Origin of the sequence: Streptomyces sp. NPDC088194 (genome assembly GCF_040702025.1) — a bacterium.
GTDB lineage: Bacteria > Actinomycetota > Actinomycetes > Streptomycetales > Streptomycetaceae > Actinacidiphila.
Window position 1 is genome coordinate 1 of the sequence record NZ_JBFBIV010000120.1, and the last position, 21,103, is coordinate 21,103.

Sequence of the window (21,103 nt, forward strand, 5' to 3'; positions counted from 1 at the left end):
TCACCCCCTACGGCGGCGGCTACTTCTTCGCACTACCCGGCGTCCACGACCGCACCGACTGGCTCGGCCGCGCCCTGCTCACCTGAACGAGCACCCACCGAGGGCAACCGACAGCAACCAGGGGCGACCCGAAAGCGACCGGAGACCCGTCCCCGGCCACGCACACCGAACCGCCCCCCTCTGTTCACCGGGACGTCACCACCGGGCCGTTGTCATGTCGCGGCTCACCCGGACGATCGCGTTCGACACCGTGCGCGAATCGACATCGGCACGCGTAAGCACCACAAAGCGGAGGCTGACACAGCATGAGCACCACGGGCAGTACGAGCAGGTCAAGAAGAGGTCCGCGGCAGCGGACCGCGCGCTGGGGGGCGTTCGCCGGAGCAGCGGCGCTCGTACTGCTGGGCGGAACCGCGCCCGCCCACGCCGACACCGCGCACCACGGCGGCGGCGACAGCACTACCACCCCGATCAAGCACCTGGTGGTCCTCTTCGACGAGAACGTGTCGTTCGACCACTACTTCGGCACCTACCCGCAGGCCGCCAACACCGACGGCACGAAGTTCACCGCGGCGAAGAACACGCCGAAGAACATCGACACGGCCGCGCACGCCGGCCTGGTCAAGAAGAACCCGAACCAGTACGCGCCGCAGCGGCTGAGCCCGTCCGAGGCCGTCACCTGCGACCAGAACCACTCCTACGGCCCCGAGCAGTACGCCGCGAACGGCGGCAAGGCCGACCAGTACGTGCAGAACACCGACTCCGGCAAGTGCTCGGGCGGCCTGTTCTACCAGCCCGGCCTGGTGATGGACTACTACGACGGCAACACCGTCACCGGCCTGTGGAACTACGCCCAGCACTACACGCTCGGCGACAACTCCTACAGCTCCAACTACGGCCCCTCGACCCCGGGCGCGCTCAACCTGGTCTCCGGCCAGACGCACGGCGTGATCTCGGTGGACCCGAAGTCCGGCACCGAGAACCCGAAGCAGACCGCCACGCCCGACCCGTACACCGTGGTCTCCCCGAACGCCAAGGGTGTCGGCACGGTCGCCAACGACCCCGACCCGGCCTTCGACGACTGCTCGGACAACAGCCACACCAGCGCCAACGCGCTCGGTGAGCTGACCGGCAAGAACGTCGGTGACCTGCTCAACTCCAAGAAGGTCAGCTGGGGCTGGTTCCAGGGCGGCTTCCGCCCGTCCACCGCGTGGGACGGCAAGCAGGGCGACTACGCCAGCTGCCTGGGCAGCACGCACGCCAACGTAGCCGGCGCGTCCTCGGTCGACTACAGCCCGCACCACTCGCCGTTCCAGTACTACAAGTCCACGTCCAACCCGCACCACCTGCCGCCGAAGAACACGGCCGAGATCGGCCACAACGGCCAGGCGAACCACAACTACGACCTCACCGACTTCGACTCGGCGCTGAAGGCCGGCGACCTGCCCGCCGTCAGCTTCCTGAAGGCGGCCGAGTACCAGGACGGCCACGCGGCCTACTCCGACCCGATCGACGAGCAGAACTTCCTGGTCAAGGAGATCAACGCGATCCAGTCCTCCGCGGACTGGAAGGACACCGCGGTCGTGGTGGCGTACGACGACTCCGACGGCTGGTACGACCACGCCTACGCGGTGCCGCACAACGGCTCCAAGGACACCACGGTCGGCTCCAACGGCAAGGCCGCCGACAGCCCCGCCTGCCAGGCCGGTCCGGCCGCCGCGCAGGGCTACAACGACCGCTGCGGCCCCGGCACCCGGCAGCCGCTGCTGGTCATCTCGCCCTACAGCAAGGTGAACTCGGTCGACCACACGCAGACCGAGCAGGCGTCGATCACGAAGTTCATCGAGGACAACTGGAAGACCGGCCGGATCGGTGACGGGTCCTTCGACGCCCGCGCGGGCAGCCTCACCGGCGCGTTCGACTTCAAGCACCCGAACAACAAGCAGGTGCTGCTGAACACCAACGGCTCGGTGAAGTCGGTCAAGCAGATCAGCAGCCACCCGACGCCCCCCGGCAAGCCGGGCAAGCCCGGGCACGGCGGCACCGGCGGCTCGTCGAGCAGCTCGACCGGCGGCGGCAACGCCCCGTCCACGCAGCTCGCGCAGACCGGTACCTCCTCCCCGACCCTGCCGCTCGGCATCACCGCGGGCGTCCTGGTGGTCGGCGGCGGCGCGCTGTACTACGCCCGCCGGAACCGCGCCACGCGCAGCGTGGCCTGACCCCGCCACCGCGCGAGGCACCACCGCACCACCCGCGCCATCCGCGCCACCCGCGCTAGAGGGCTAGAGCGCCAGCGCACCTTCGGCCGCCACGCACGGGGCCTGCGAGGGGCCGTCCCGGAAGTCTCCGGGGCGGCCCCTCCGCCATGCCCGCGCACACCGCTCCGCCCCGCCCGTGCACGCGTCGGGCCTTGAAGCAACCGCCGGACGGTCGCACCGCGTTGCGTTCACGAGCTGAACGCATTTCACCGCTCACGGTCACGCCCGACATCCCTCCGTATTCCGATACGGGCTTTGTGCACAACTCTTGACATGGATGAAACACAGGGAGAAACATTCCGGTGTGCGTCGGGAGAGCGCTCTCACTGATCAACCGGTGGGCGCCCGCCCGGAGTTCGACACGTTTGACCCCCCACCCTGGAATCAGGAGAGTCGCCCATGCTCCCTCCCCCCACCGGCACCATGGCGCTGAGACCCGTGGCGCCCGCGGACCGTCGCAGACGGCGGAACATCGTGGCCGCGGTGATCACCGCCTTGGTCGCCTCGCTGCTGCTGTTCGTGCCGATGCGGTCCGCCCACGCGGCCGACAGCCTGCTCTCGCAGGGCAAGACCGCCACCGCCTCCTCCACCGAGAACGCCGGCACACCCGCCTCCGCGGCGGTCGACGGCGACACCGGCACCCGCTGGTCCAGCGCCGCCTCCGACCCGCAGTGGCTGGAGGTGGACCTCGGCGCCTCCGCCACCATCACCTCGGTGACCCTCAACTGGGAGACGGCGTACGCCACCGGGTTCAAGATCCAGCTGTCGTCGGACGGCGCCAACTGGACCGACGCGTACTCCACCACGACCGGAACCGGCGGCAAGCAGACGGTTTCCGTAAACGGTTCCGGGCGTTATGTCCGGATGTACGGCACCGCGCGCGCCACCGGATACGGCTACTCGCTCTGGGAGTTCCAGGTCTACGGCTCGGCCGGGGGCACCACGCCGCCGAGCGGCGCGACCCTGATCTCGCAGGGCCGCCCGGCGACCGCCTCCTCGACCGAGAACGCCGGCACACCCGCCTCCGCGGCGGTCGACGGCGACACCGGCACCCGCTGGTCCAGCGCCGCCTCCGACCCGCAGTGGCTCCAGGTCGACCTGGGCGCCACCTCGACGATCAGCTCCGTCACCCTCAACTGGGAGACGGCGTACGGCAAGTCGTTCAAGATCCAGACCTCGGCCGACGGTTCGACCTGGACCGACGTCTACTCCACCACCACCGGCACCGGCGGCAACCAGACGCTGAACGTCACCGGCTCCGGCCGCTACGTGCGGATGTACGGGACCGCGCGCGCCACCCAGTACGGCTACTCGCTCTGGGAGTTCCAGGTCTACGGCACCGCGGGCGACGACTCCGGCGGCGGTGACAACGGCGGCACCACCGGGGGCGGCACCGGCCCGATCCAGGGCGGCGGCGACCTCGGCCCGAACGTGAAGGTCTTCGACCCCTCGACGCCCAACATCCAGGGGCAGTTGGACTCGATCTTCGCCCAGCAGGAGAGCAACCAGTTCGGCGACGCCCGCTACCAGGTGTTCTTCAAGCCGGGCACGTACAACAACATCAACGACCAGATCGGCTTCTACACGTCCGTCTCCGGTCTCGGCAAGAACCCGGACGACGTCCAGATCAACGGCGACATGACCGTGGACGCCGGCTGGTTCAACGGCAACGCCACGCAGAACTTCTGGCGCAGCGTGGAGAACATGGCCCTCAAGCCGGTCAGCGGGGACGACCGCTGGGCCGTCGCGCAGGCCGCGCCGTTCCGCCGTATGCACGTCGAGGGCGGCCTCAACCTGGCGCCCAACGGCTACGGTTGGGCCAGCGGCGGGTACATCGCCGACAGCAAGATCGACGGCACTGTCGGCCCGTACTCGCAGCAGCAGTGGTACACCCGTGACAGCTCCGTCGGCGGCTGGACCAACGGCGTGTGGAACATGGTGTTCTCCGGTGTCCAGGGCGCTCCCGCCCAGGGCTTCCCGAACCCGGTCTACACGACGCTGAACACCACCCCCGAGTCGCGGGACAAGCCGTACATGTACCTGGACGGCAGCGGCAACTACCAGGTGTTCGTGCCGAACATGCGCACCAACGCCAGCGGGGTGGACTGGCCGAACACGCCGGGCACCTCGATCCCGCTGACCCAGTTCTACGTCGCGAAGCCCGGCGTGTCCGCGGAGACCATCAACGCGGCGCTCGCGCAGGGCCTCAACCTGGTGCTCACCCCGGGCATCTACCACGTCGACCAGCCGATCAACGTCACCCGCGCCAACACGGTGGTGCTCGGCCTCGGTTACGCCACGGTCATCCCGGACAACGGCGTGGACGCGATGAAGGTCGCCGACGTGGACGGCGTGAAGCTGGCCGGCTTCCTGATCGACGCGGGCGCCGGCAAGTCGCCGCAGCTGCTGCAGGTCGGCGCGCCCGGCTCCTCGGCGAGCCACGCGAGCAACCCGACCACCATCCAGGACGTGTTCGCGCGGGTCGGCGGCGCGGGCCCGGGCCAGGCGGGTACGGCCTTCGAGATCAACAGCAACGACGTGGTGATCGACCACACCTGGCTGTGGCGGGCCGACCACGGCGCGGGCGTCGGGTGGACCACCAATCCGGCGGACGAGGGCCTGAAGGTCAACGGCAACAACGTGCTGGCGACCGGCCTGTTCGTGGAGCACTTCGAGAAGTACGACGTCGAGTGGGCGGGCCAGAACGGGAAGACGATCTTCTTCCAGAACGAGATCGCCTACGACCCGCCCAACCAGGCGGCCATCCAGAACGGCAGCACCCGAGGTTTCGCCGCCTACAAGGTGGACGCCAACGTCACCAGCCACGAGGGCTGGGGACTGGGCAGCTACTGCAACTTCACCGCGGACCCGACGATCATCCAGGACCACGGGTTCGAGGCGCCGAACACGCCAGGGGTGAAGTTCCACGACCTGCTCGTGGTGTCGCTCGGCGGGATGGGCCAGTACGCCCACGTCATCAATGACACGGGACCGGGTACCTCGGGTACCTCGACCACCCCGTCGACGGTGACCAGCTACCCGTAACCGCACCGCGGTGGGGAAGGGCGCACGCAGTACACGATGAACAGTGCGGGAAGGGGCCGTCGTCCGGCAGCGGACGGCGGCCCCTTCCGCTGTCCCGGTCCCGGGGCGCCGGTCGGCATCCGTGCCCGCCATCGAGGCAGCGGGCCGGCGGCGAGCGCGAGCGCGGCCGCCGCGGAGCCCACGACCCTGGCCGGACCGAACCGGCGGGTCAGCGGGGCGGTTTGCGGGCCTCGATCAGGAAGCGGGTCGAGTGGGCCACGAACGGGCCCTCGGCGGCGATGAGTTCGTGCAGGTCGCGCAGCCGGTCGCGGTAGCGCTCGACGGTGAAGTCGGGCACCATCCAGATCACCTTGCGCAGGAAGTACACCATCGCGCCGACGTCGTGGAACTCCATCCGCAGCCGTTCGTAGCGCAGGTCGAGCACGTCGAGACCGGCCTCGGCGGCGGCCGCCCTGGCCGTGTCGGGGTGGCGCGGGCCGCGGTCGGCGTGGGGCTGCGGGCCGAGGAAGAACTCGTACACCTCCACGGCGCTGGCCGGGCCGACGTGCTGGGAGAAGTAGGTGCCGCCCGGCCGCAGCACCCGGGCGATCTCGTGCCACCACGCCGTGACCGGGTGACGGCTGGTGACCAGGTCGAACGCCTCGTCCGCGAAGGGCAGCGGCGGCTCGTCGGCGTCGGCGACCACGACCGCGCCGCGCGGGTGCAGCAGCGCGGTGGCCTTCGCGACGTTCGGCGGCCAGGACTCGGTCGCGGCCATCACCGGCGGGAAGGACGGCGCGCCGGCCAGCACCTCGCCACCGCCGGTCTGGATGTCCAGCGCGGCCGAGGCCCGGCCCAGCCGCTCCGCCATCAGCCGCTGGTATCCCCAGGAGGGACGCTGCTCGCTCGCCCGCCCGTCCAGCCAGGAGAAGTCCCAGCCGGCCACGGACACGGCGTCGGCCTCGGCCACCAGGTCGTCGAAGGTGCGGTTCATCCGGTCACTCTCGTGGGATCGGCCGACCCCCGGCAACCGGTTTTGCTCGCGCCCCGGCCCGGGTCCCGGCTCGCACCCCGGCCCAGGACCGCCCTCTCACGCCGGCGCCGGCGGGTTCAGCGTCAGGTAGCAGCGGATCGCGGTGCCGGCCGATCCGGTATGGGTGCGGACGAGGTCGGCCAGCTGATGGACCATCAATAGGCCGCGCCCGCCCGGCCGTCCGGGCGGCGGCAGCCGGCTGCCGGCCAGCGGGTCGACCAGCCGCCCGCCGTCGCGCACCTCGCAGGCGACGTGCCCGTGCTCGGCCCACACCCGCACCACCCCCGAACCACCGCCGTGCAGCACGCTGTTGGTGGTCAGTTCGGCGACGGCGAGCGCCAGGTCGTCCAGCCGCGGGCCGGCCAGCCCCAGCGCGTCGGCGGCCCGCACGGCGAACTGCCGTGCGGCCCGCAGCCGTTCGTCATCGAAGGTGTACGACGCGGCGAACCGCGGCTCCGCCAGCGGCACGTTGTAGGAGGCGACCGCCAACTCCGGTGCGTAGTGCGCGCTGATCCGGCGCCGCCCGCCCTCGATCAGCACCGGGTGGGTGACGCAGGCGTCGCCGAGGGCCTGCGGACCGAGCCGCGACGCGTCGTACAGGCACAGGATCGTGGCCCGGCGGCCGTCGAACGCCGCGTTGACCAGGGCCTCGTGCTGCACGCAGGCCGGGTACTCCAGCGGGGTGCGGCCCGGCCAGACCGGTTCGGCCACGATCCGGACCGGGCCGGCCGGCTGCGCGTCGGCGAAGGCGGCGAGCACGCCCGGGATGATCCGGCCGGGATTGCGGCCCGCTCGCGCCATGTCGGTGAAGTGCACACCGTCCGCGAGCGGCCCCAGCGCGTTGTGCAGCAGCGCCATCCGCTCCCCGGGGACCGCGACGGCGACCGGCTCGCCGGCGGCCAGGCCGTCCCGGACGAAGGAGAGGGTGCTGTCGAGGTATTCGGCGTCGTCGCGGTAGAAGAAGGCAGGGTGCGAGAAGGCGCTGGCGGCGGGCTCCACGTCCTCCGGCCCCCTTTCGGACACGTGTACCGGTCTCGCCAGTATGCGCCCCGAAAAGATGACCTTGTCGGGGGGCTGCCCCATGGCCGTCCCGATGGCCGTTCCGATGGCCGTCCCGGGGGCGGGCGGCGCGAGGGACGCCGTGAGAACGCCACCCGTGCCGGCGCCCGCCGTGGTTCCGCCCGCCGCCGCCCCGGCGACTTCCGGCCCGCCGAGTTCCGCACCATCGGCTTCCGCACTACCGAATTCCGTACCGCCGGCTTCCCTACCGCCGGCTTCCGCACCGCCCACCGCCGTACCGCTCATCGCCGTGCCCCCGTCCGCCGTGGCACCGCCGGGCAGCGCCGTGCCGTTGTCAGTCGTGGTTGATCGCCTCGAAGGCCGCGGACAGCGTCTCGCTCTCGTCGGCCGGCACCGCCCGCTCCAGCGCCGGCACGAGGTCGCGCCGCTCGTGGAAGAGGTACTGGTACATCTGGGTGAGGGCGCCGTCGACCGTCAGCCGCCGGGTCTCCTCGGGGTGCCGGCCGGTGAGCGCGCGGTCGAGGATGCCCTGGATCAGCTCGCCCTCCTGCCGGTCGCGCGCCACGAGACGGGCCGACTCGCCGTGCCGCTCCAGCACCTTGCTGACGGTGGCCTCCTTGGCCGCGAGGTGCCGGGCGAAGGTGTCGGCCAGCGGCCGCACCTCCTCGGGGGTGTCCCCGCCCCGCATCCGCAGGTCCTCGACCATCGCCAGCAGCAGCCCGCCGGACGTCACGAGGCTGGCCGCGAGCCCGGTGGGCACGTCGTGGTGGCCGTCGTGCCCGGCGGCGCCGCGCCCGGAGTGCCGGTGCCCCCAGCTCCACCGGCCGTGGCCGCCCCCGCCGTCGGCGTCCGCCACCCGCTCGTGCGCGGCCGCGCCGCCACCGGCAGCCGCGCCCGCGCCCAGGTCCGCACCCGGGTCCGGAGCCACGCTCGCACCGCCCGGACCGGCCCGGTCCGGCGCCGGCGCGCCCGTGCCCGGACGGTCGGGCATCTCCTCGCGCTCGCTCGCTTCGCTCATGCCACCGGCTCCTTGTCTGCGCTCGCGGGGACCTCGGGGTCTGCCCGATCCCGGCGGCCGTCCGCGCCATGCGTCGTGAGTTCCTCCATGTCCTACGGTGCTACGGTCCGGCCGTCCGCGCCCCTCACCTTCCGCCGGAGCGGGCACGGCTCACCGGCCGCCGCCCGCGGTTCCACCGCCGCTCCCGGGCCCGGAGCCCTCCTCCTCGTCGGGCAGGTCCGCATCGGCCACCAGGTGCACCGCGGCCTCCTCCGCCGAGGCGGCGCCGCCGTCGATGCCGACGTCCTCGCCGGTCACGCCGTCCTCCCGGGAGTGCGCGCCCTCGTCGGGGCCGACCAGACGGCCGGAGCGCAGGTCGCCCGCCTCCGGGTCGAGCAGTTCGCCGTCGGTGTCCGAGGCGTCGCCGAGCCCGTCGCCGCGCGGCGGCTGCCGGTCCGGGCGCTCGCGGGCGAGCCGGTCGTCCAGCGAGTCGCCGGCTTGCTGCTCGTCGCCGGTGGTGCCGGTGTCCTCGACGACCAGCGGGCGGTCGGGCGGTGAGTACCCCTCGTCGAGGACGTCGACCACACCGCGGTCGTCGAGGGTGTCCTCGGGTTCGAGCGGCCCGGTGTCCTCGCGGATGTCGCGGTCGCCGCCCTTGTCGGGCTGGTACACGTCGTCGCCGCGGCCGAGGTCGTCCGGTCCGCGCTGCTGCTGAGTCATGTGCGTGCGCTCATCTCGTCGAGGACCGCGTCGTTGAAGGCGTCCAGGTCGGCGGGCATCCGGCTGGTGATCAGGGTGTTCGGGCCGTTGGTGCAGACCCGGACCTGCTCGTCCACCCAGGTGGCGCCCGCGTTGCGCAGGTCGGTGCGCAGGCTCGGCCACGAGGTGACGGTGCGGCCGCGCACCGCGTCGGCCTCCACCAGTTGCCAGGGGCCGTGGCAGATCGCCGCGACCGGCTTGCCCGCGGCGAAGAAGGCGCGGACGAAGTCCACGGCGCCCTGGTGCAGCCGCAGCGCGTCGGAGTTCGGCACGCCGCCGGGCAGCACGAGCAGGTCGAAGTCGGCCGCGGACGCCTCGTCGAGGGTCACGTCGACCGGGAAGGTGTCGCCCGGTTCGAGGTAGTTGTACGCCAGTACGGTCCCGGGCAGCGGCGCGACCACCTGCGGGTGGGCACCGGCCTCGGTCAGCGCCTGCAACGGCGAGGTCAGCTCGCTCTGCTCCACTCCCTGGGGCGCCACGAGGATCGCGCTCCGCACGTCCATCACGTCCTCTCGTGTTCGGGGTGGGCGCAGCCGCATGACCACGGACCCCGCCTACCCCTTCACCTGGTGCAGAAACGGGCATTTCACCCGCTTTCCACCATCCCTCCGAGTCCCCCGCGCCGCCAACCCGCGGATCGGCCCCACCGGGCGGACGGCAGACCACACCACCTCGGGGAGGGACCGGCCCTAGCGCACTCCGCGGGGGCGGAACTGGACGCTGATCCGGCCGCCCACCGCGGAGCGCGTCTTGGGGATCGCGTGGTCCCACGTCCGCTGGCAGGACCCGCCCATGACGATGAGGTCACCGTGCCCGAGGGGCCGGCGAACCGTGGCGGGGCCGCCGCCGCGCGGGCGCAGCAGGAGTGGCCGGGGCTCGCCGAGGGAGAGGATCGCGACGAGCGTGTCCCGGGTGCTGCCCCGCCCCGTACGGTCGCCGTGCCAGGCGACGCTGTCCCGCCCGTCGCGGTAGTAGCACAGCCCGGCCGTGGTGAACGGCTCGCCGAGTTCCGCCGCGTAGTACGCGCCGAGGGCGTCACGGGCGCGTTCGAGCACGGGGTCGGGCAGCGGCTCGCCGGCACCGTAGTGGGCCAGCAGGCGGGGGACGGCCACCACGTTGTCGTACATGAGGCGCCGCTCGGCCCGCCAGGGCACCTCCGTGGCGAGGCGTTCGAACAGGTCGTCGGCGCCGGTGAGCCAGCCGGGGAGGGTGTCGATCCAGGCGCCGTCACCGAGGCGGGTGCGGTGGACCGCGGCGAGGTCGCCGAGGCCGGGCCCGCTGGTGTCGAAGAGGGACGCCTGCTGATGGTGCATACCACCAGCGTAACCGATATTCGTACAGTCATTCGAATAGCCAGGGTGCGGGAGCGCGTGGCGCCCGGTCGGCGCACGATAGGGGCATGCTCTTCGCCGAGGTCGCCCGGGTCTCCAGGGAGGTCGCGCGGACGTCCGCGCGGTCCCGCAAGACGGAGCTGCTCGCCGAGTTCTTCCGCGCCGCACAGCCCGAGGACGCCCCGATCGCCATCGCCTACCTGGCCGGGCGCCTGCCGCAGGGCCGGTTGGGCATCGGCTGGGCGGCCTTGCGCGACCGCGCGGAGCCGGCCGCCGAGCCGACCCTGACGGTGCGGGCGGTCGACGCGGCGCTGACCGACGTCGGCGAGGTGTCGGGGCAGGGCGCGCAGACCGGGCGGCGGGCGCTGCTCCAGGACCTGTTCGGCGCGGCGACCGCGCCGGAGCAGGAATACCTGCTGGGGCTGCTCACCGGGGAGGTACGGCAGGGCGCGCTGGACGCGGCGGCGATCGAGGGGCTGGCGGCGGCGACGGCCGCGCGACCCGCGGACGTACGGCGGGCGGTGATGCTCGCGGGGGCGCTGGAGCCGGTGGCGCAGGCGCTGCTGGACCGCGGTCCGCAGGCACTGGCCGGCTTCGCGTTGCAGGTGGGGCGGCCGCTGCTGCCGATGCTGGCCGGCGCGGCGAAGAGCGTCGAGGAGGCGCTGGTACGGCTCGGGCCGTGCGCGGTGGAGGAGAAGCTGGACGGCATCCGGGTCCAGGTGCACCGCGACGGCGACCGGGTGCAGGTCTTCACCCGCACCCTGGAGGACGTCACCGCGCGGCTCCCGGAGGTCGTGGCCGCCGCCCTCGCGCTGCCCGCCGAACGCTTCGTGCTCGACGGCGAGGTGCTGGCGCTGGACGCCGACGGGCGGCCCCGGCCGTTCCAGGAGACTGCGGGCCGGGTCGGCTCCCGGGTGGACGTGGCGACGGCCGCCGCCGCGCTGCCGGTGCACCCGGTCTTCTTCGACGTGCTGTCCGTCGAGGGCCGCGACCTGCTGGACCTGCCGTACGCGGAGCGGCACGCGTCGCTGGCCGCGCTGGTCCCGGCCGAGCGCCGGGTGCGGAACCTGCTCGTCGCCGACCCGGGTGACGAGCAGCAGGCGCGGGCCGCCGAGGAGTTCTTCGCGGCGACGCTGGCGCGCGGCCACGAGGGCGTCGTCATCAAGGCCGCGGGCAGTCCGTACGCGGCCGGGCGGCGCGGCGCGACCTGGCTGAAGGTCAAACCGGTGCACACCCTGGACCTGGTGGTGCTCGCCGTCGAGTGGGGCCATGGCCGCCGCACCGGCAAGCTGTCCAACCTGCACCTGGGCGCGCGGGCCGACGACGGCTCCTTCGTGATGCTCGGCAAGACCTTCAAGGGCCTCACCGACGCCCTGCTGGACTGGCAGACCGAGCAGTTGCTGGCCCGCGCGGTCTCCGACGACGGCCACGTGGTGACCGTACGGCCCGAGCTCGTGGTGGAGATCGCCTACGACGGGGTGCAGACCTCGCCGCGCTACCCGGCGGGCCTGACGCTGCGCTTCGCCCGGGTGCTGCGCTACCGCGAGGACAAGACCCCCGACCAGGCCGACACGGTGGCCGCGGTCCGCGCCGCCCACACCGGCTAGCGTCCGTCGTTCGCGGTTGTGGGCGCGCCTGCCCGGGTACCCGAAGGCGACGCACCAAAGGAGAGGTGAACGGTCATGGCCCGCACCACTCGGCGCGCCACGGTGCGCGCACTGCTCGATCTGTACGGCCGCACGTACGCCGACGAGGCGGGCATCCGCCTCACCGACGCCCCGCAGCCGCTGTACCGGCTGCTCGTGCTGGCCGGCCTGCTCAGCGCCCGTATCCGGGCTGGCGTCGCGGTGGCGGCGGCCAGGGAGCTGTCGGCGGCGGGCCTGCGCAGCCCGCGCGCGATGGCGGAGGCGACCTGGCAGCAGCGGGTCGACGCGCTCGGCCGCGGCGGCTACCGGCGCTACGACGAGCGGACCGCCACCCAGCTCGGCGACGGCGCGGAGCTGGTGCGGACGCGGTACGGCGGCGACCTGCGGAGGATGCGCGCCCGCGCGGGCGGTGACCTGGGCGAAGTGCGCCGCGAGCTGCGGGAGTTCCCGGGGCTCGGCCCGGCCGGCGTGGACATCTTCCTGCGCGAGGCGCAGGCCGTCTGGCCTGAATGGGCGCCCTACTTCGACGCCAAGACGCTCCAGGGGGCCGCACTCCTCGGCATGCCCGACTCCCCCGCCCGCCTGGCGCGGCTCGCCGACGGCACCGACCCGTCCGTGCTGGCCGCGGCCCTGGTCCGCGTCGCGCTCGACAAGCACGCGGTGGCAACAGTCGAGGAGGCGGCCGCCGGGCGCTGAGCGGCACCCGCCGAACGAGCGGCACCGGGTCACCCCGGCTTCGGGTCGGCCGGGCGCGGGCCGGCCGTTTCCGGGTCGGCCGTCTCCGGGGCGGCCGCTTCCGGGGCGGCGGCGCGTTACCGGTTCTCCAGCCGCAGCCTCGCCTCCTGCTCCTGGTCGCCGGCGGCGGTGCCGACCACGCGGACCGAGAACGCCTCCGCGAGGCCCTCCCGGAGCCGGTCCACCGCGAGGTAGCCGCCCTGGGCGGTGATGGTGACGGGTTCGGAGAGCCGGCCGGGGTCGGCCAGACCGAGGGTGCGCGAGACGTCGAACGTGGCCGTCCACACCGTGGGGTGGCCGCCCTCCGTGTCCACGGGTTTGTCGTCCTCGGCGCGGTCGGACGGGAAGCTCGCCTGGAGCGCGGCCAGGACGGCGACCGCGTCCTCCTTGACGCAGCTGTCCAGGACGACCGCGACCTGCGCTGACGGGTCAACGGGTTGTTCTTGCGCGGTACTCACGATGATTCCTCTCCGGTGGACCAGTGGACCGGCGGGCGGGCGGTCGGTCCGCGGGCGCGGCGGGCCATGGTCAGCGCATTTCCGCTGCGAGCCGGACAAAACCCTGTACTGGTCCGAACGGGCGAGGGCTTTCCGGGTGGTTCCGTCGCCCGCGGTCTGCGGCACAATCGGGGGATGCCGCGACGCACCGCCCGTACCTCCCGCACGCCCCGGGCCGACCGCCCCGCTCCCGCCGCCGCTCCTCCGCCGGCCGCCGCCTGCCCCTGCGGGCTGCCCGCTTCCTACGGCGAGTGCTGCGGCGCCCTGCACGCGGGCAAGGCGGCCGCGCCCACCGCCGAACGGCTGATGCGGTCGCGCTACGCCGCCTTCGCCGCAGGCGACGCCGCGTATCTGCTGCGCACCTGGGCCGCCGCCACCAGACCGCCGGACCTGGACCTCGACCCGGAGGTGCGCTGGACCGGCCTGGACATCCTCGGCCGCACCGGGGGCAGCGCCTTCCACGCCGAGGGCACCGTCGAGTTCCGCGCCCGCTACCGGCTGCGCGGGCAGGACGGCGAGCAGCGCGAGAACAGCCGCTTCGTCCGCGAGGGCGGGCTGTGGGTCTACGTGGAGGCCCTGGCGTGACAGAGGTGCCCGGGCTCGATCCGGTGGTACGCGCGGCCGTGGCGCGGCACGTGCTGGAGGTGCTGGCCGAGGCGTGCCCCGGCGGCCGGGCGGACCTGCGCGGGTCCCTCGCGGCGGGCACGGCCGACCCGTACAGCGACATCGACGCCGTCTGGACGGTGCCGGACGACCGGTTCGGCACCTGCGTGGACCGGGCCGGCGACCTGCTCGCCCGGGTGCGTCCGCTGATGTCGCTGCGCGGCGACCCGGACACCGCCGGCACCCCCGGGCGGCGGCTGCTCTTCGTGGCCTTCGAGAGGCTGCCGCCGTTCTGGCGGCTCGACCTGGACATCGCCGCGGAACCCGGTGCCGCGCCCTCCGACCCCACCGTGCGCCACCCCTGGCCGCCGGCCGCCAGCGCCCTCGCCAACGGGGTCGCCGCCGTCAAGGCACTGCACCGCGGCGACCCCGCCACCGCCCACGCCCTCCTCACCCGCGCCTACCCCCGCGTCGGGCTGCCCCCGCACCCCACCGGCCGCTTCCCCGACGACCTCGCCGCCCTGACCCGCGCGGCCCTCGCCCTGGACCCGACCGTCGGCGCCCAGGCCGCCGCCCTCACCGCGCTCCCGCTCCCCTGACCGCGTGACCGCCCGCCAGCCGGTGCGTACCCGCGCAGCCCGTGATGCCCGCGACAGCCGCATGACGTGCGTGCGTTACGCGATCGGGTCGCGGGCGTCGTAGTGCAGGAAGCCGCGCTGGAAGAGCCCGATCACCGTGATCGCGACGATGCAGGCGATCCCGCCGCCGACCACCGCCGCGGTCGGGGAGAACAGGTCGGACGCGGAGCCGGCGAGGAAGTCGCCGAGCCGCGGCCCGCCCACCACGACGACCAGGAAGACGCCCTGGAGCCGCCCGCGCATGTCGTCGGGCGCGGCGGACTGGAGCATCGTGTTGCGGAAGACCATGGACACGGTGTCGGCGCAGCCCGCGACCGCGAGGAAGAACAGGCCGAGCAGGAGGTTGCGGGTGAGGCCGAAGACGGCGACGGCCGCGCCCCAGGAGCCGACCGCGACGAGCACCGCGAACCCCTGGCGGTGGACCCGGCCGAGCCAGCCCGAGAAGACGCTGCCGAGCAGCGCCCCGGTCGCGGGCGCGGCGGCGAGCAGCCCGACCGTACGGGTGTCGCCGCCGAACCAGAGCCCGGCGACCGCCGGGAACAGCACGCGGGGCTGCGCGAGCACCATGGCGGCGAGGTCGGAGACGAAGGTCGTCCGCAGGTTGGGCCGGGCACCGAGGTAGCGCAGCCCCTCCAGGACCGACGGCCTGCGCCGTACGGCGGCCGGGTCGGCGCCGGGCTCCCCCGGCAGCATCGCCGGCAGCCGCCACATCGCGTACAGGGAGGCGGTGAAGGCCGCCACGTCGATCAGATAAGCCGCCTGGTAGCCCCAGAAGCCGACGAAGACACCGCCGAGCATCGGCCCGGCCATCTGCCCGACCCCGCCGGCGAGGGAGGCGAGCGCGTTGGCGGCGGGCAGCCGCTCGGGCGGCAGCAGCCGGGGGATCATGGACGAGCGGGCGGGCGAGTTCATCGCGAAGCACACCGCCTGGAGGGCGACGATCGCGTAGAGCGGCCAGACCTTGTGCACATGGGCGATGGCCACGACGGCGAGCGCGGCCGACAGCACCGTCGCGCCGCTCGCGGTGACCAGCCCGAGCCGGCGCCGGTCGACCGCGTCGGCGACCGCACCGCCGTAGAGGCCGAAGACGATCAGCGGGACCAGGGAGCACAGGCCGACCAGGCCCACGTAGAAGCTGGAGCCGGTGATCGCGTAGACCTGGAGTGCCACGGCCATCGCGGTCATCTGCTGGCCTATGTAGGACACGGCGTTGCCGAACCACAGGCGCCGGAAGTCGGCGTGCTCGCGCAGCGGGGAGATGTCGGCGAGCAGCCGGGAGCGGCGCGGGGCGGGGATCGCGGCCGGCGCCGCGACGGTCGAGGCGGCGGCCGGGGCGCCCGCGGCGGTGCCGGAACCGGCCGCCGTACCGGACGGCTCGACCGCGTCGCGGTGGTCTTCTTCACTGTTGAGCACGCGAAACCGTAGCAACCGGGGCCGCCGCGCGAAGCGGCGGGGCGCACGGCGGCGCAGGTGGGCGCACGGGTGACACATCCACCCGGGTGGCCGACGCGGACCGAAACCGGCTGGTGGCTCAGCGTGCGTCGGCATACGCTGACCGGGACGAGCAAGCCGTCGGGGAAGTACCTGGCCCCGCGGCCCAGTCCCGGAACCAGTCGCCGACTCGGCCACGCTTTCCGGCACCGGCATCAGGCGCCACCGCGTCCGCACCGCCCGAAAGAGAAGGACCTCCCACCGGGCGCCGTGACGCGAGGAACCGACCGCGTTCGGCCGTCCCGGACCACGCGACGCTAAGGAGTGCGCGGTGTCAGCAGACAAGCCCATCCGCAAGGACAACACGGCCGAACGCGGCGGGGACGTCACGTCCCTGCTCGACGAGGAGCGCCCGCTGGACGCATGGTCCCGCTGCGCGCCGATCCGGCTCGCCGGATACGAGGACGACCCCAGCGAGACGCACATCCTGCGCAGCATCGACTGACGGTGCCACCCGGCTGACGGCGCCTCGTACGGGGCGCCGTTCGGCACGCGGGCGCGACCCGCGCCGGCAACCGCCCGCCGCCCGGACGACCTCCGGGGGCGGGCCGGGGCGCCGCCGTCCACGGCTGACGGGATGTCAGCGGCCGTTCACCCCAGGTACATCGCGACCCCCGGCCGACCCACGGGTATCCGACCCAGGACACCGATGTGACATGTGTCATGCACGGATAGACGTAAATTCCGTGTGTATTTCGCATGCATGGACCCCGACCGGGCAAACGGCCCTCGTGTGCGCCGATTTCGCCGACCACTCGAGGAGCAGACCTATGCTGATGGCCCACCCGACCGTCCTGCGCAACCTGGTGGAGCGTTACGAGACGCTTCGCGCCGTCGTCGACGAGGGGCACGCGGACGGGTCGGACCGTGCGGAGGGCGTCGACCCCCTGGTACGGCAGCAGTTGCAGGACACGATGTACACGTTGTGCGTGTCGACCGGCACCCGGGAGATCGGGGCGGCGCTCGCGGCCGCGCGCCGGCACATCGACACCATCGCGGCCGGGGCGCTGGACGCGGACCCGGCTCGCGACGTCAGCGCGGCCTGAGCACCACCAGGCCGCGCTCCTGATCCGGTGACCCGCTGAACGCCGGCCACGGATCTCCCCCATCGCAGCACCGCAGCACCGTACAAGCGAAGAACGAAGGCTGAAGCACCGACCGGACGACGGCGTACCGGACAGCGACCCCGCGGGTGCGGGTCGCGGTCGTCCACGCGGCCCGCCGCCCGCGCATCATGGTCACCATGATCCCGCAGCACCGACCGGCCTCCGCCGCGCCTTCCGCCGAATCCGCTGAACCTGCCGAACCTGCCGAACCTGCCGAACCCATCGTCTCCGCCGCCTCCACCTGCTCGGCCGCACCCGGGGTCGTGCCGGGCAAGTACGCCCGCGTGGAGCGGGAGCGCCGCTTCCTGTTCGCGGCGCCGCCGGGTGCCGGGCACGGACCCGTACACCGGATCACCGACCGCTATCTGCTCGGCACCAGGATGCGGCTGCGCCGCGTGGAGCCGCTGTCCGCCCGGGCCGCCGCCCCCGGTGCCGGGAATGACCGACCGGGGCTTTCCGCCCCGCAGTTGAAGCTCACCCAGAAGATCCCGGCGGACTCCCCCGGGCCCGTACAGGGGTTGCTCACCAACACGTATCTCTCCGCCGCGGAATACGAGGTGTTCGCGGTGCTGCCCGCGCGCGTGCTGCGCAAGTCCCGCCACAGCGTTCCGCCGCTGGGAATCGACGTGTTCGAGCCGCCGCTGCACGGACTGGTGCTGGCCGAGGCGGAGTTCGCGGACGACGCCGAGATGCACGCCTTCGAGGTGCCGCGAGGCGCGGTCGCCGAGGTGACCTGCGACCCTCGGTTCACCGGCGGCAGCCTGGCCGCGGCCGGCCGGGGCGAACTGCTGGCGTGGCTGGCCGAGTACGGCGTCACCCCGGAGACAGCGGGCAACGGAAATTCATAGTTTCGTTCCATTCTCCCGGGGCATTCGCCCTCGAACCCCGCGGCTCACCAGGCATTTCCCGGTTCCGTCCGGAGGTCCCGCCCCTATCGGCAGGGCGGGACCACGGCCAGCGCACGGTCACCCGTTGGGATGAATCGGCGTGCGGACATGCCCCGTTTGGCCGTGTCGCGCGTTGTCCTCGGTGCGGGCATACGGCTCGTGATGTTTTCCCGGAAGGCAGTGAGCGTATGAACAAGGTCGCCCGAAAGGGACTGGTCACCGCGATGGTCGCGGGCGGTGTGCTCGCGTCCGCCGGGTACGCACAGGCGGACGCGACGGCCGGCGGCGAGACCGCGGGCTCGCCGGGCGTCCTGTCGGGCAACTCCGTCCAGGTCCCGGTGCACGTCCCGGTGAACGTCTGCGGCAACACCGTCGACGTGGTCGGCCTGCTCAACCCGTCGATGGGCAACACCTGCGCGAACACCTCGGCCGGGTCGTCGGCGGCCGGCTCGTCCGCGTCGTCCGCTGCCAAGTCGTCGGCCTCGTCGGCCTCGTCGACCAGCGCCCGCCCCGCCAAGCACGCCGGCCCGGCCGCCGACGAGTCCGGGGCCGGCTCCGCCGGCTCCCGTTCCTCCGGCGGCGCCCACGCGGCGGGCCGCACCACCGGCTCCCCGGGAGTGCTGTCCGGCAACTCCCTCCAGCTGCCGATCGACCTCCCGATCAACGTCTCCGGCAACTCGGTGAACGTGGTGGGGGTCGGCAACCCCGCCTTCGGCAACACCGCGGTCAACAGCACCCCGCCCCCGCCGCCGGCCCACCAGCCGATCCCCGCGCCGCCGAACGACACGGTGGACACCGCCTACTCCGCGGCCCACCCGTCCCTCGCGCACACCGGTGCCGACGGCCTGGGCTGGACCGCCGGCACGAGCGCGGCGCTGCTGCTCGGCGGCGTGGTGCTCTACCGCAAGGCGCGCCCGGCAGCCCGAACCGCCGCCGCGGCGCAGGCGGTCGGGTCCGCCCGGCGCTGACCGCCGCCGGCCGGCGGCGCCCCCTCCTCGTCCGCCGGCCGGCCCCCACAGCACCCCCGCGACACCCCGCACCGCCCCCACTCCCGGCCCGCCGTACGCCTTCCGCACGGCGGGCCGAATCCGTCAACTCGATTACCCGCGCCCGTGACCAGGAAAGACGCCGCTCGGCCGGGCGCGGCGGAGCGCTCCAACCCCTAGGGTGTATGCGCGCACATACACGCACGCAGGCTTCAGCGCCGAAGCCCGTCCGTGCCGTGCCCCACCCTTACCGCATCACCGCGAAGACGTGATTCGAGGAGCCCCGCAATGGCGTTGCCGCAAGGCACGCTCAGCCACCGCTACCGTGGCGAGCACCCTCTCCGTACTCTCCTCTACCTCTTCCACCCCGACCGGCGCCGCGTCGGCGTCGCCGTCGCCGCGTTCCTCGCCAAGCACGCCCCCGTGTGGCTGCTGCCGCTCATCACCGCCAACGTCGTGGACGTCGTGGTGCAGCACAAGCCGATCTCCATCCTGTGGTGGAACTCCGCGGTGCTGCTGGTGATCCTCGTCCTCAACCTGCCCCTGCACCTGACGTACGTGCGCAACATGCAGGGCTCGATCCGGCGCACCGGCACCCGGCTGCGCACCGCGCTGTGCCACCGGATGCAGCAGCTGTCGATCGGCTACCACGCCAGGGTGAGCGCGGGTGTGCTCCAGGCCAAGGTGATCAGGGACGTCGAGACCATCGAGACCGCCGCCCAGCAGACCGCGGACAACGGCCTGGCGGCGATCGCCACCCTCTCCGGCGGACTGGTGGTCATCGGCATCCAGGCGCCCGCGTTCCTGCCGGTCTACCTGATCGTGGTGCCCGCCTCGGCCGTGCTGGTGGTCAAGTTGCGCCGCCGGCTGAAGGACCGCAACGAGATGTTCCGGCAGCAGGTCGAGCAGCTCTCCTCCCGGGTCAGCGAGATGACCACGCTGATCCCGATCACCCGGGCGCACGGCCTGGAGGACACCGCGCTGCACCGGATGGACCGCACCCTGGGCGAGGTGCTGCACGCCGGGCTGCGACTCGACCGGCTCAACGGCTGGTTCGGCTCGATCGCCTGGATTCTGCTCAACGCGATCGGCGTCGCCTGCCTGTCCGGCTCCGCGCTGGTGGCCTACTACGGCTGGCTGAACGTCACTCCGGGCACCGTGGTGATGCTCTCGGCGTACTTCTCCAGCCTCACCGCGTCCGTGACCACCCTGCTGACGCTCGCCCCGCAGATCGGCAAGGGCCTGGAGTCGGTGCGCTCGATCGGCGAGGTGCTCCAGGCGCCCGACCTGGAGCAGAACGACGGCAAGGCCGAAGTCAGCGGTGTGGTGGGCCGGTTCGAGTTCCGCGCGGTGGAACTGACCTACCCCGAGACCGACCGCCCGTCGCTGGCCGGCTTCGACCTCGACGTACGGCCCGGCGAGACGATCGCGCTGGTCGGCGGCTCCGGCGCCGGCAAGTCCACGGTGCTGAACCTGGTGATCGGCTTCCTGCGCCCGACCAGCGGCCGCATCCTGCTGGACGGCGTCGACATGGAGTCGCTCGACCTGCGGGACTACCGCAGCTTCCTGTCGGTGGTGCCGCAGGACTCGATCCTCTTCGAGGGCAGCGTGCGGGAGAACGTCACCTACGGCATGGCCGAGGTGTCCGAGGACAAGGTGCGGGCCGCGCTGCGGGACGCCAACGCGATGGAGTTCATCGACCGGATGCCGCACGGCCTGGACACGGTGGTCGGCGAGCGCGGCGCCCGGCTGTCCGGCGGGCAGAAGCAGCGGCTGGCCATCGCGCGCGCCCTGATCCGCGACCCGCGGGTGCTGGTGCTCGACGAGGCGACGTCCGCGCTGGACTCCCGCTCGGAGTCGCTGGTACAGCAGGCGCTCGGCCGGCTGGTCAAGGGCCGTACGGTCTTCGTCGTCGCGCACCGGCTGTCCACGATCAGGAACGCCGACCGGATCGTGGTGATGGACGAGGGCCGGATCGTGGAGGTCGGCTCGCACGCCGAACTGCTGCGGCGCGGCGGCGCGTACGCGGGTCTCCAGGCGGCCCAGCTGGCGTGAGTCGCGGGGCGGCCCGAGCGCGTGCGCCCGGGCCGCC

At 73.2% G+C, this 21,103-nt stretch carries 19 protein-coding genes; 11 read left to right on the plus strand and 8 right to left on the minus strand.

Translation table 11 applies throughout. The features are described 5' to 3' along the window. Positions 1-305: 305 nt before the first annotated feature. Complete coding sequence (locus AB0399_RS36405; protein WP_366414212.1) at positions 306-2,219, plus strand: alkaline phosphatase family protein; 1,914 nt, start codon at positions 306-308, stop codon at positions 2,217-2,219. A gap of 564 nt (positions 2,220-2,783) precedes the next feature. Next, positions 2,784-5,303 carry a discoidin domain-containing protein gene (locus tag AB0399_RS36410; protein ID WP_366414219.1) on the plus strand — a complete coding sequence of 840 codons (2,520 nt, stop codon included), beginning with the start codon at positions 2,784-2,786 and terminating at the stop codon, positions 5,301-5,303. A gap of 208 nt (positions 5,304-5,511) precedes the next feature. Here the strand turns inward: AB0399_RS36410 and AB0399_RS36415 are convergent, their stop codons facing one another. The 6 genes from AB0399_RS36415 to AB0399_RS36440 all read right to left on the minus strand — a co-directional run bounded on the left by AB0399_RS36415 (position 5,512) and on the right by AB0399_RS36440 (position 10,404). Then, positions 5,512-6,276, minus strand: coding sequence for a class I SAM-dependent methyltransferase (locus AB0399_RS36415; protein WP_329371872.1), 765 nt, complete (start codon positions 6,274-6,276; stop codon positions 5,512-5,514). Between the two features lie 96 nt (positions 6,277-6,372). Continuing rightward, positions 6,373-7,314, minus strand: a complete 942-nt coding sequence (locus AB0399_RS36420) for a sensor histidine kinase (RefSeq protein WP_329371870.1) — start codon at positions 7,312-7,314, stop codon at positions 6,373-6,375. A 355-nt stretch (positions 7,315-7,669) separates the two neighbouring features. Next, positions 7,670-8,353, minus strand: a complete 684-nt coding sequence (locus AB0399_RS36425) for a hypothetical protein (protein WP_329371868.1) — start codon at positions 8,351-8,353, stop codon at positions 7,670-7,672. A 150-nt stretch (positions 8,354-8,503) separates the two neighbouring features. Next, positions 8,504-9,052, minus strand: a complete 549-nt coding sequence (locus AB0399_RS36430) for a DUF5709 domain-containing protein (protein WP_329371866.1) — start codon at positions 9,050-9,052, stop codon at positions 8,504-8,506. Continuing rightward, entirely contained in the window at positions 9,049-9,588 is a 540-nt protein-coding gene (locus AB0399_RS36435; RefSeq protein ID WP_329374470.1) for a type 1 glutamine amidotransferase domain-containing protein, read from the minus strand. Before AB0399_RS36435 ends, AB0399_RS36430 begins: the two co-directional genes overlap by 4 nt. A gap of 192 nt (positions 9,589-9,780) precedes the next feature. Next, positions 9,781-10,404 (minus strand): alpha-ketoglutarate-dependent dioxygenase AlkB, encoded by a 624-nt coding sequence (locus AB0399_RS36440; RefSeq protein WP_329371864.1) that lies wholly within the window; start codon positions 10,402-10,404, stop codon positions 9,781-9,783. Between the two features lie 86 nt (positions 10,405-10,490). Between AB0399_RS36440 and AB0399_RS36445 the strand changes: the two genes are divergently transcribed. Both AB0399_RS36445 and AB0399_RS36450 read left to right on the plus strand, forming a co-directional pair. Further along, positions 10,491-12,029 carry an ATP-dependent DNA ligase gene (locus AB0399_RS36445; protein WP_366414213.1) on the plus strand — a complete coding sequence of 513 codons (1,539 nt, stop codon included), beginning with the start codon at positions 10,491-10,493 and terminating at the stop codon, positions 12,027-12,029. Positions 12,030-12,104: 75 nt separating this feature from the next. Then, positions 12,105-12,764: an endonuclease gene (locus AB0399_RS36450; RefSeq protein WP_366414214.1), complete on the plus strand. Its 660-nt coding sequence runs from the start codon at positions 12,105-12,107 to the stop codon at positions 12,762-12,764. A gap of 116 nt (positions 12,765-12,880) precedes the next feature. On the opposite strand, the gene AB0399_RS36455 is transcribed toward AB0399_RS36450, so the two are convergent. After that, on the minus strand, positions 12,881-13,207 hold the full coding sequence (locus AB0399_RS36455) for a hypothetical protein (RefSeq protein WP_329374468.1): 327 nt from the start codon (positions 13,205-13,207) through the stop codon (positions 12,881-12,883). A gap of 228 nt (positions 13,208-13,435) precedes the next feature. On the opposite strand from AB0399_RS36455, the gene AB0399_RS36460 reads away from it, so the two are divergent. Further along, the gene (locus tag AB0399_RS36460; RefSeq protein ID WP_366414215.1) at positions 13,436-13,885 is read left to right on the plus strand and encodes a YchJ family metal-binding protein; all 450 of its coding nucleotides are present in this window, start codon (positions 13,436-13,438) and stop codon (positions 13,883-13,885) included. Beyond that, positions 13,882-14,502 carry a hypothetical protein gene (locus AB0399_RS36465; protein ID WP_366414216.1) on the plus strand — a complete coding sequence of 207 codons (621 nt, stop codon included), beginning with the start codon at positions 13,882-13,884 and terminating at the stop codon, positions 14,500-14,502. Before AB0399_RS36460 ends, AB0399_RS36465 begins: the two co-directional genes overlap by 4 nt. A 75-nt stretch (positions 14,503-14,577) precedes the next feature. Here the strand turns inward: AB0399_RS36465 and AB0399_RS36470 are convergent, their stop codons facing one another. Beyond that, positions 14,578-15,837, minus strand: a complete 1,260-nt coding sequence (locus AB0399_RS36470) for an MFS transporter (protein WP_329374466.1) — start codon at positions 15,835-15,837, stop codon at positions 14,578-14,580. Between the two features lie 466 nt (positions 15,838-16,303). Here AB0399_RS36470 and AB0399_RS36475 point away from each other — a divergent pair, with 466 nt between their 5' ends. The 5 genes from AB0399_RS36475 to AB0399_RS36495 all read left to right on the plus strand — a co-directional run bounded on the left by AB0399_RS36475 (position 16,304) and on the right by AB0399_RS36495 (position 21,066). After that, positions 16,304-16,477 (plus strand): hypothetical protein, encoded by a 174-nt coding sequence (locus AB0399_RS36475; RefSeq protein WP_328474890.1) that lies wholly within the window; start codon positions 16,304-16,306, stop codon positions 16,475-16,477. 325 nt (positions 16,478-16,802) lie between these two features. Continuing rightward, a complete protein-coding gene (locus tag AB0399_RS36480; protein WP_329371855.1) occupies positions 16,803-17,078 on the plus strand; it encodes a DUF5133 domain-containing protein in 276 nt (91 codons plus the stop codon). 197 nt (positions 17,079-17,275) lie between these two features. Further along, entirely contained in the window at positions 17,276-17,986 is a 711-nt protein-coding gene (locus AB0399_RS36485) for a hypothetical protein (protein WP_366414217.1), read from the plus strand. 227 nt (positions 17,987-18,213) lie between these two features. Next, the gene (locus tag AB0399_RS36490; RefSeq protein ID WP_366414218.1) at positions 18,214-18,993 is read left to right on the plus strand and encodes a chaplin; all 780 of its coding nucleotides are present in this window, start codon (positions 18,214-18,216) and stop codon (positions 18,991-18,993) included. 306 nt (positions 18,994-19,299) lie between these two features. Next, positions 19,300-21,066: an ABC transporter ATP-binding protein gene (locus AB0399_RS36495; RefSeq protein ID WP_329371849.1), complete on the plus strand. Its 1,767-nt coding sequence runs from the start codon at positions 19,300-19,302 to the stop codon at positions 21,064-21,066. Positions 21,067-21,103: the final 37 nt, after the last annotated feature.

What these genes read in the sequence shown, in the direction of transcription:
- AB0399_RS36490 (WP_366414218.1), top strand. Translation starts at nt 18,214, where the DNA reads ATGAACAAGGTCGCCCGAAAGGGACTGGTCACCGCGATGGTCGCGGGC.
- AB0399_RS36450 (WP_366414214.1), top strand. Translation starts at nt 12,105, where the DNA reads ATGGCCCGCACCACTCGGCGCGCCACGGTGCGCGCACTGCTCGATCTG.
- AB0399_RS36425 (WP_329371868.1), bottom strand. Translation starts at nt 8,353, where the DNA reads ATGAGCGAAGCGAGCGAGCGCGAGGAGATGCCCGACCGTCCGGGCACG.
- AB0399_RS36415 (WP_329371872.1), bottom strand. Translation starts at nt 6,276, where the DNA reads ATGAACCGCACCTTCGACGACCTGGTGGCCGAGGCCGACGCCGTGTCC.
- AB0399_RS36410 (WP_366414219.1), top strand. Translation starts at nt 2,784, where the DNA reads ATGCGGTCCGCCCACGCGGCCGACAGCCTGCTCTCGCAGGGCAAGACC.
- AB0399_RS36430 (WP_329371866.1), bottom strand. Translation starts at nt 9,052, where the DNA reads ATGACTCAGCAGCAGCGCGGACCGGACGACCTCGGCCGCGGCGACGAC.
- AB0399_RS36460 (WP_366414215.1), top strand. Translation starts at nt 13,436, where the DNA reads ATGCCGCGACGCACCGCCCGTACCTCCCGCACGCCCCGGGCCGACCGC.
- AB0399_RS36440 (WP_329371864.1), bottom strand. Translation starts at nt 10,404, where the DNA reads ATGCACCATCAGCAGGCGTCCCTCTTCGACACCAGCGGGCCCGGCCTC.
- AB0399_RS36485 (WP_366414217.1), top strand. Translation starts at nt 17,276, where the DNA reads ATGATCCCGCAGCACCGACCGGCCTCCGCCGCGCCTTCCGCCGAATCC.
- AB0399_RS36445 (WP_366414213.1), top strand. Translation starts at nt 10,491, where the DNA reads ATGCTCTTCGCCGAGGTCGCCCGGGTCTCCAGGGAGGTCGCGCGGACG.
- AB0399_RS36495 (WP_329371849.1), top strand. Translation starts at nt 19,300, where the DNA reads ATGGCGTTGCCGCAAGGCACGCTCAGCCACCGCTACCGTGGCGAGCAC.
- AB0399_RS36405 (WP_366414212.1), top strand. Translation starts at nt 306, where the DNA reads ATGAGCACCACGGGCAGTACGAGCAGGTCAAGAAGAGGTCCGCGGCAG.
- AB0399_RS36480 (WP_329371855.1), top strand. Translation starts at nt 16,803, where the DNA reads ATGCTGATGGCCCACCCGACCGTCCTGCGCAACCTGGTGGAGCGTTAC.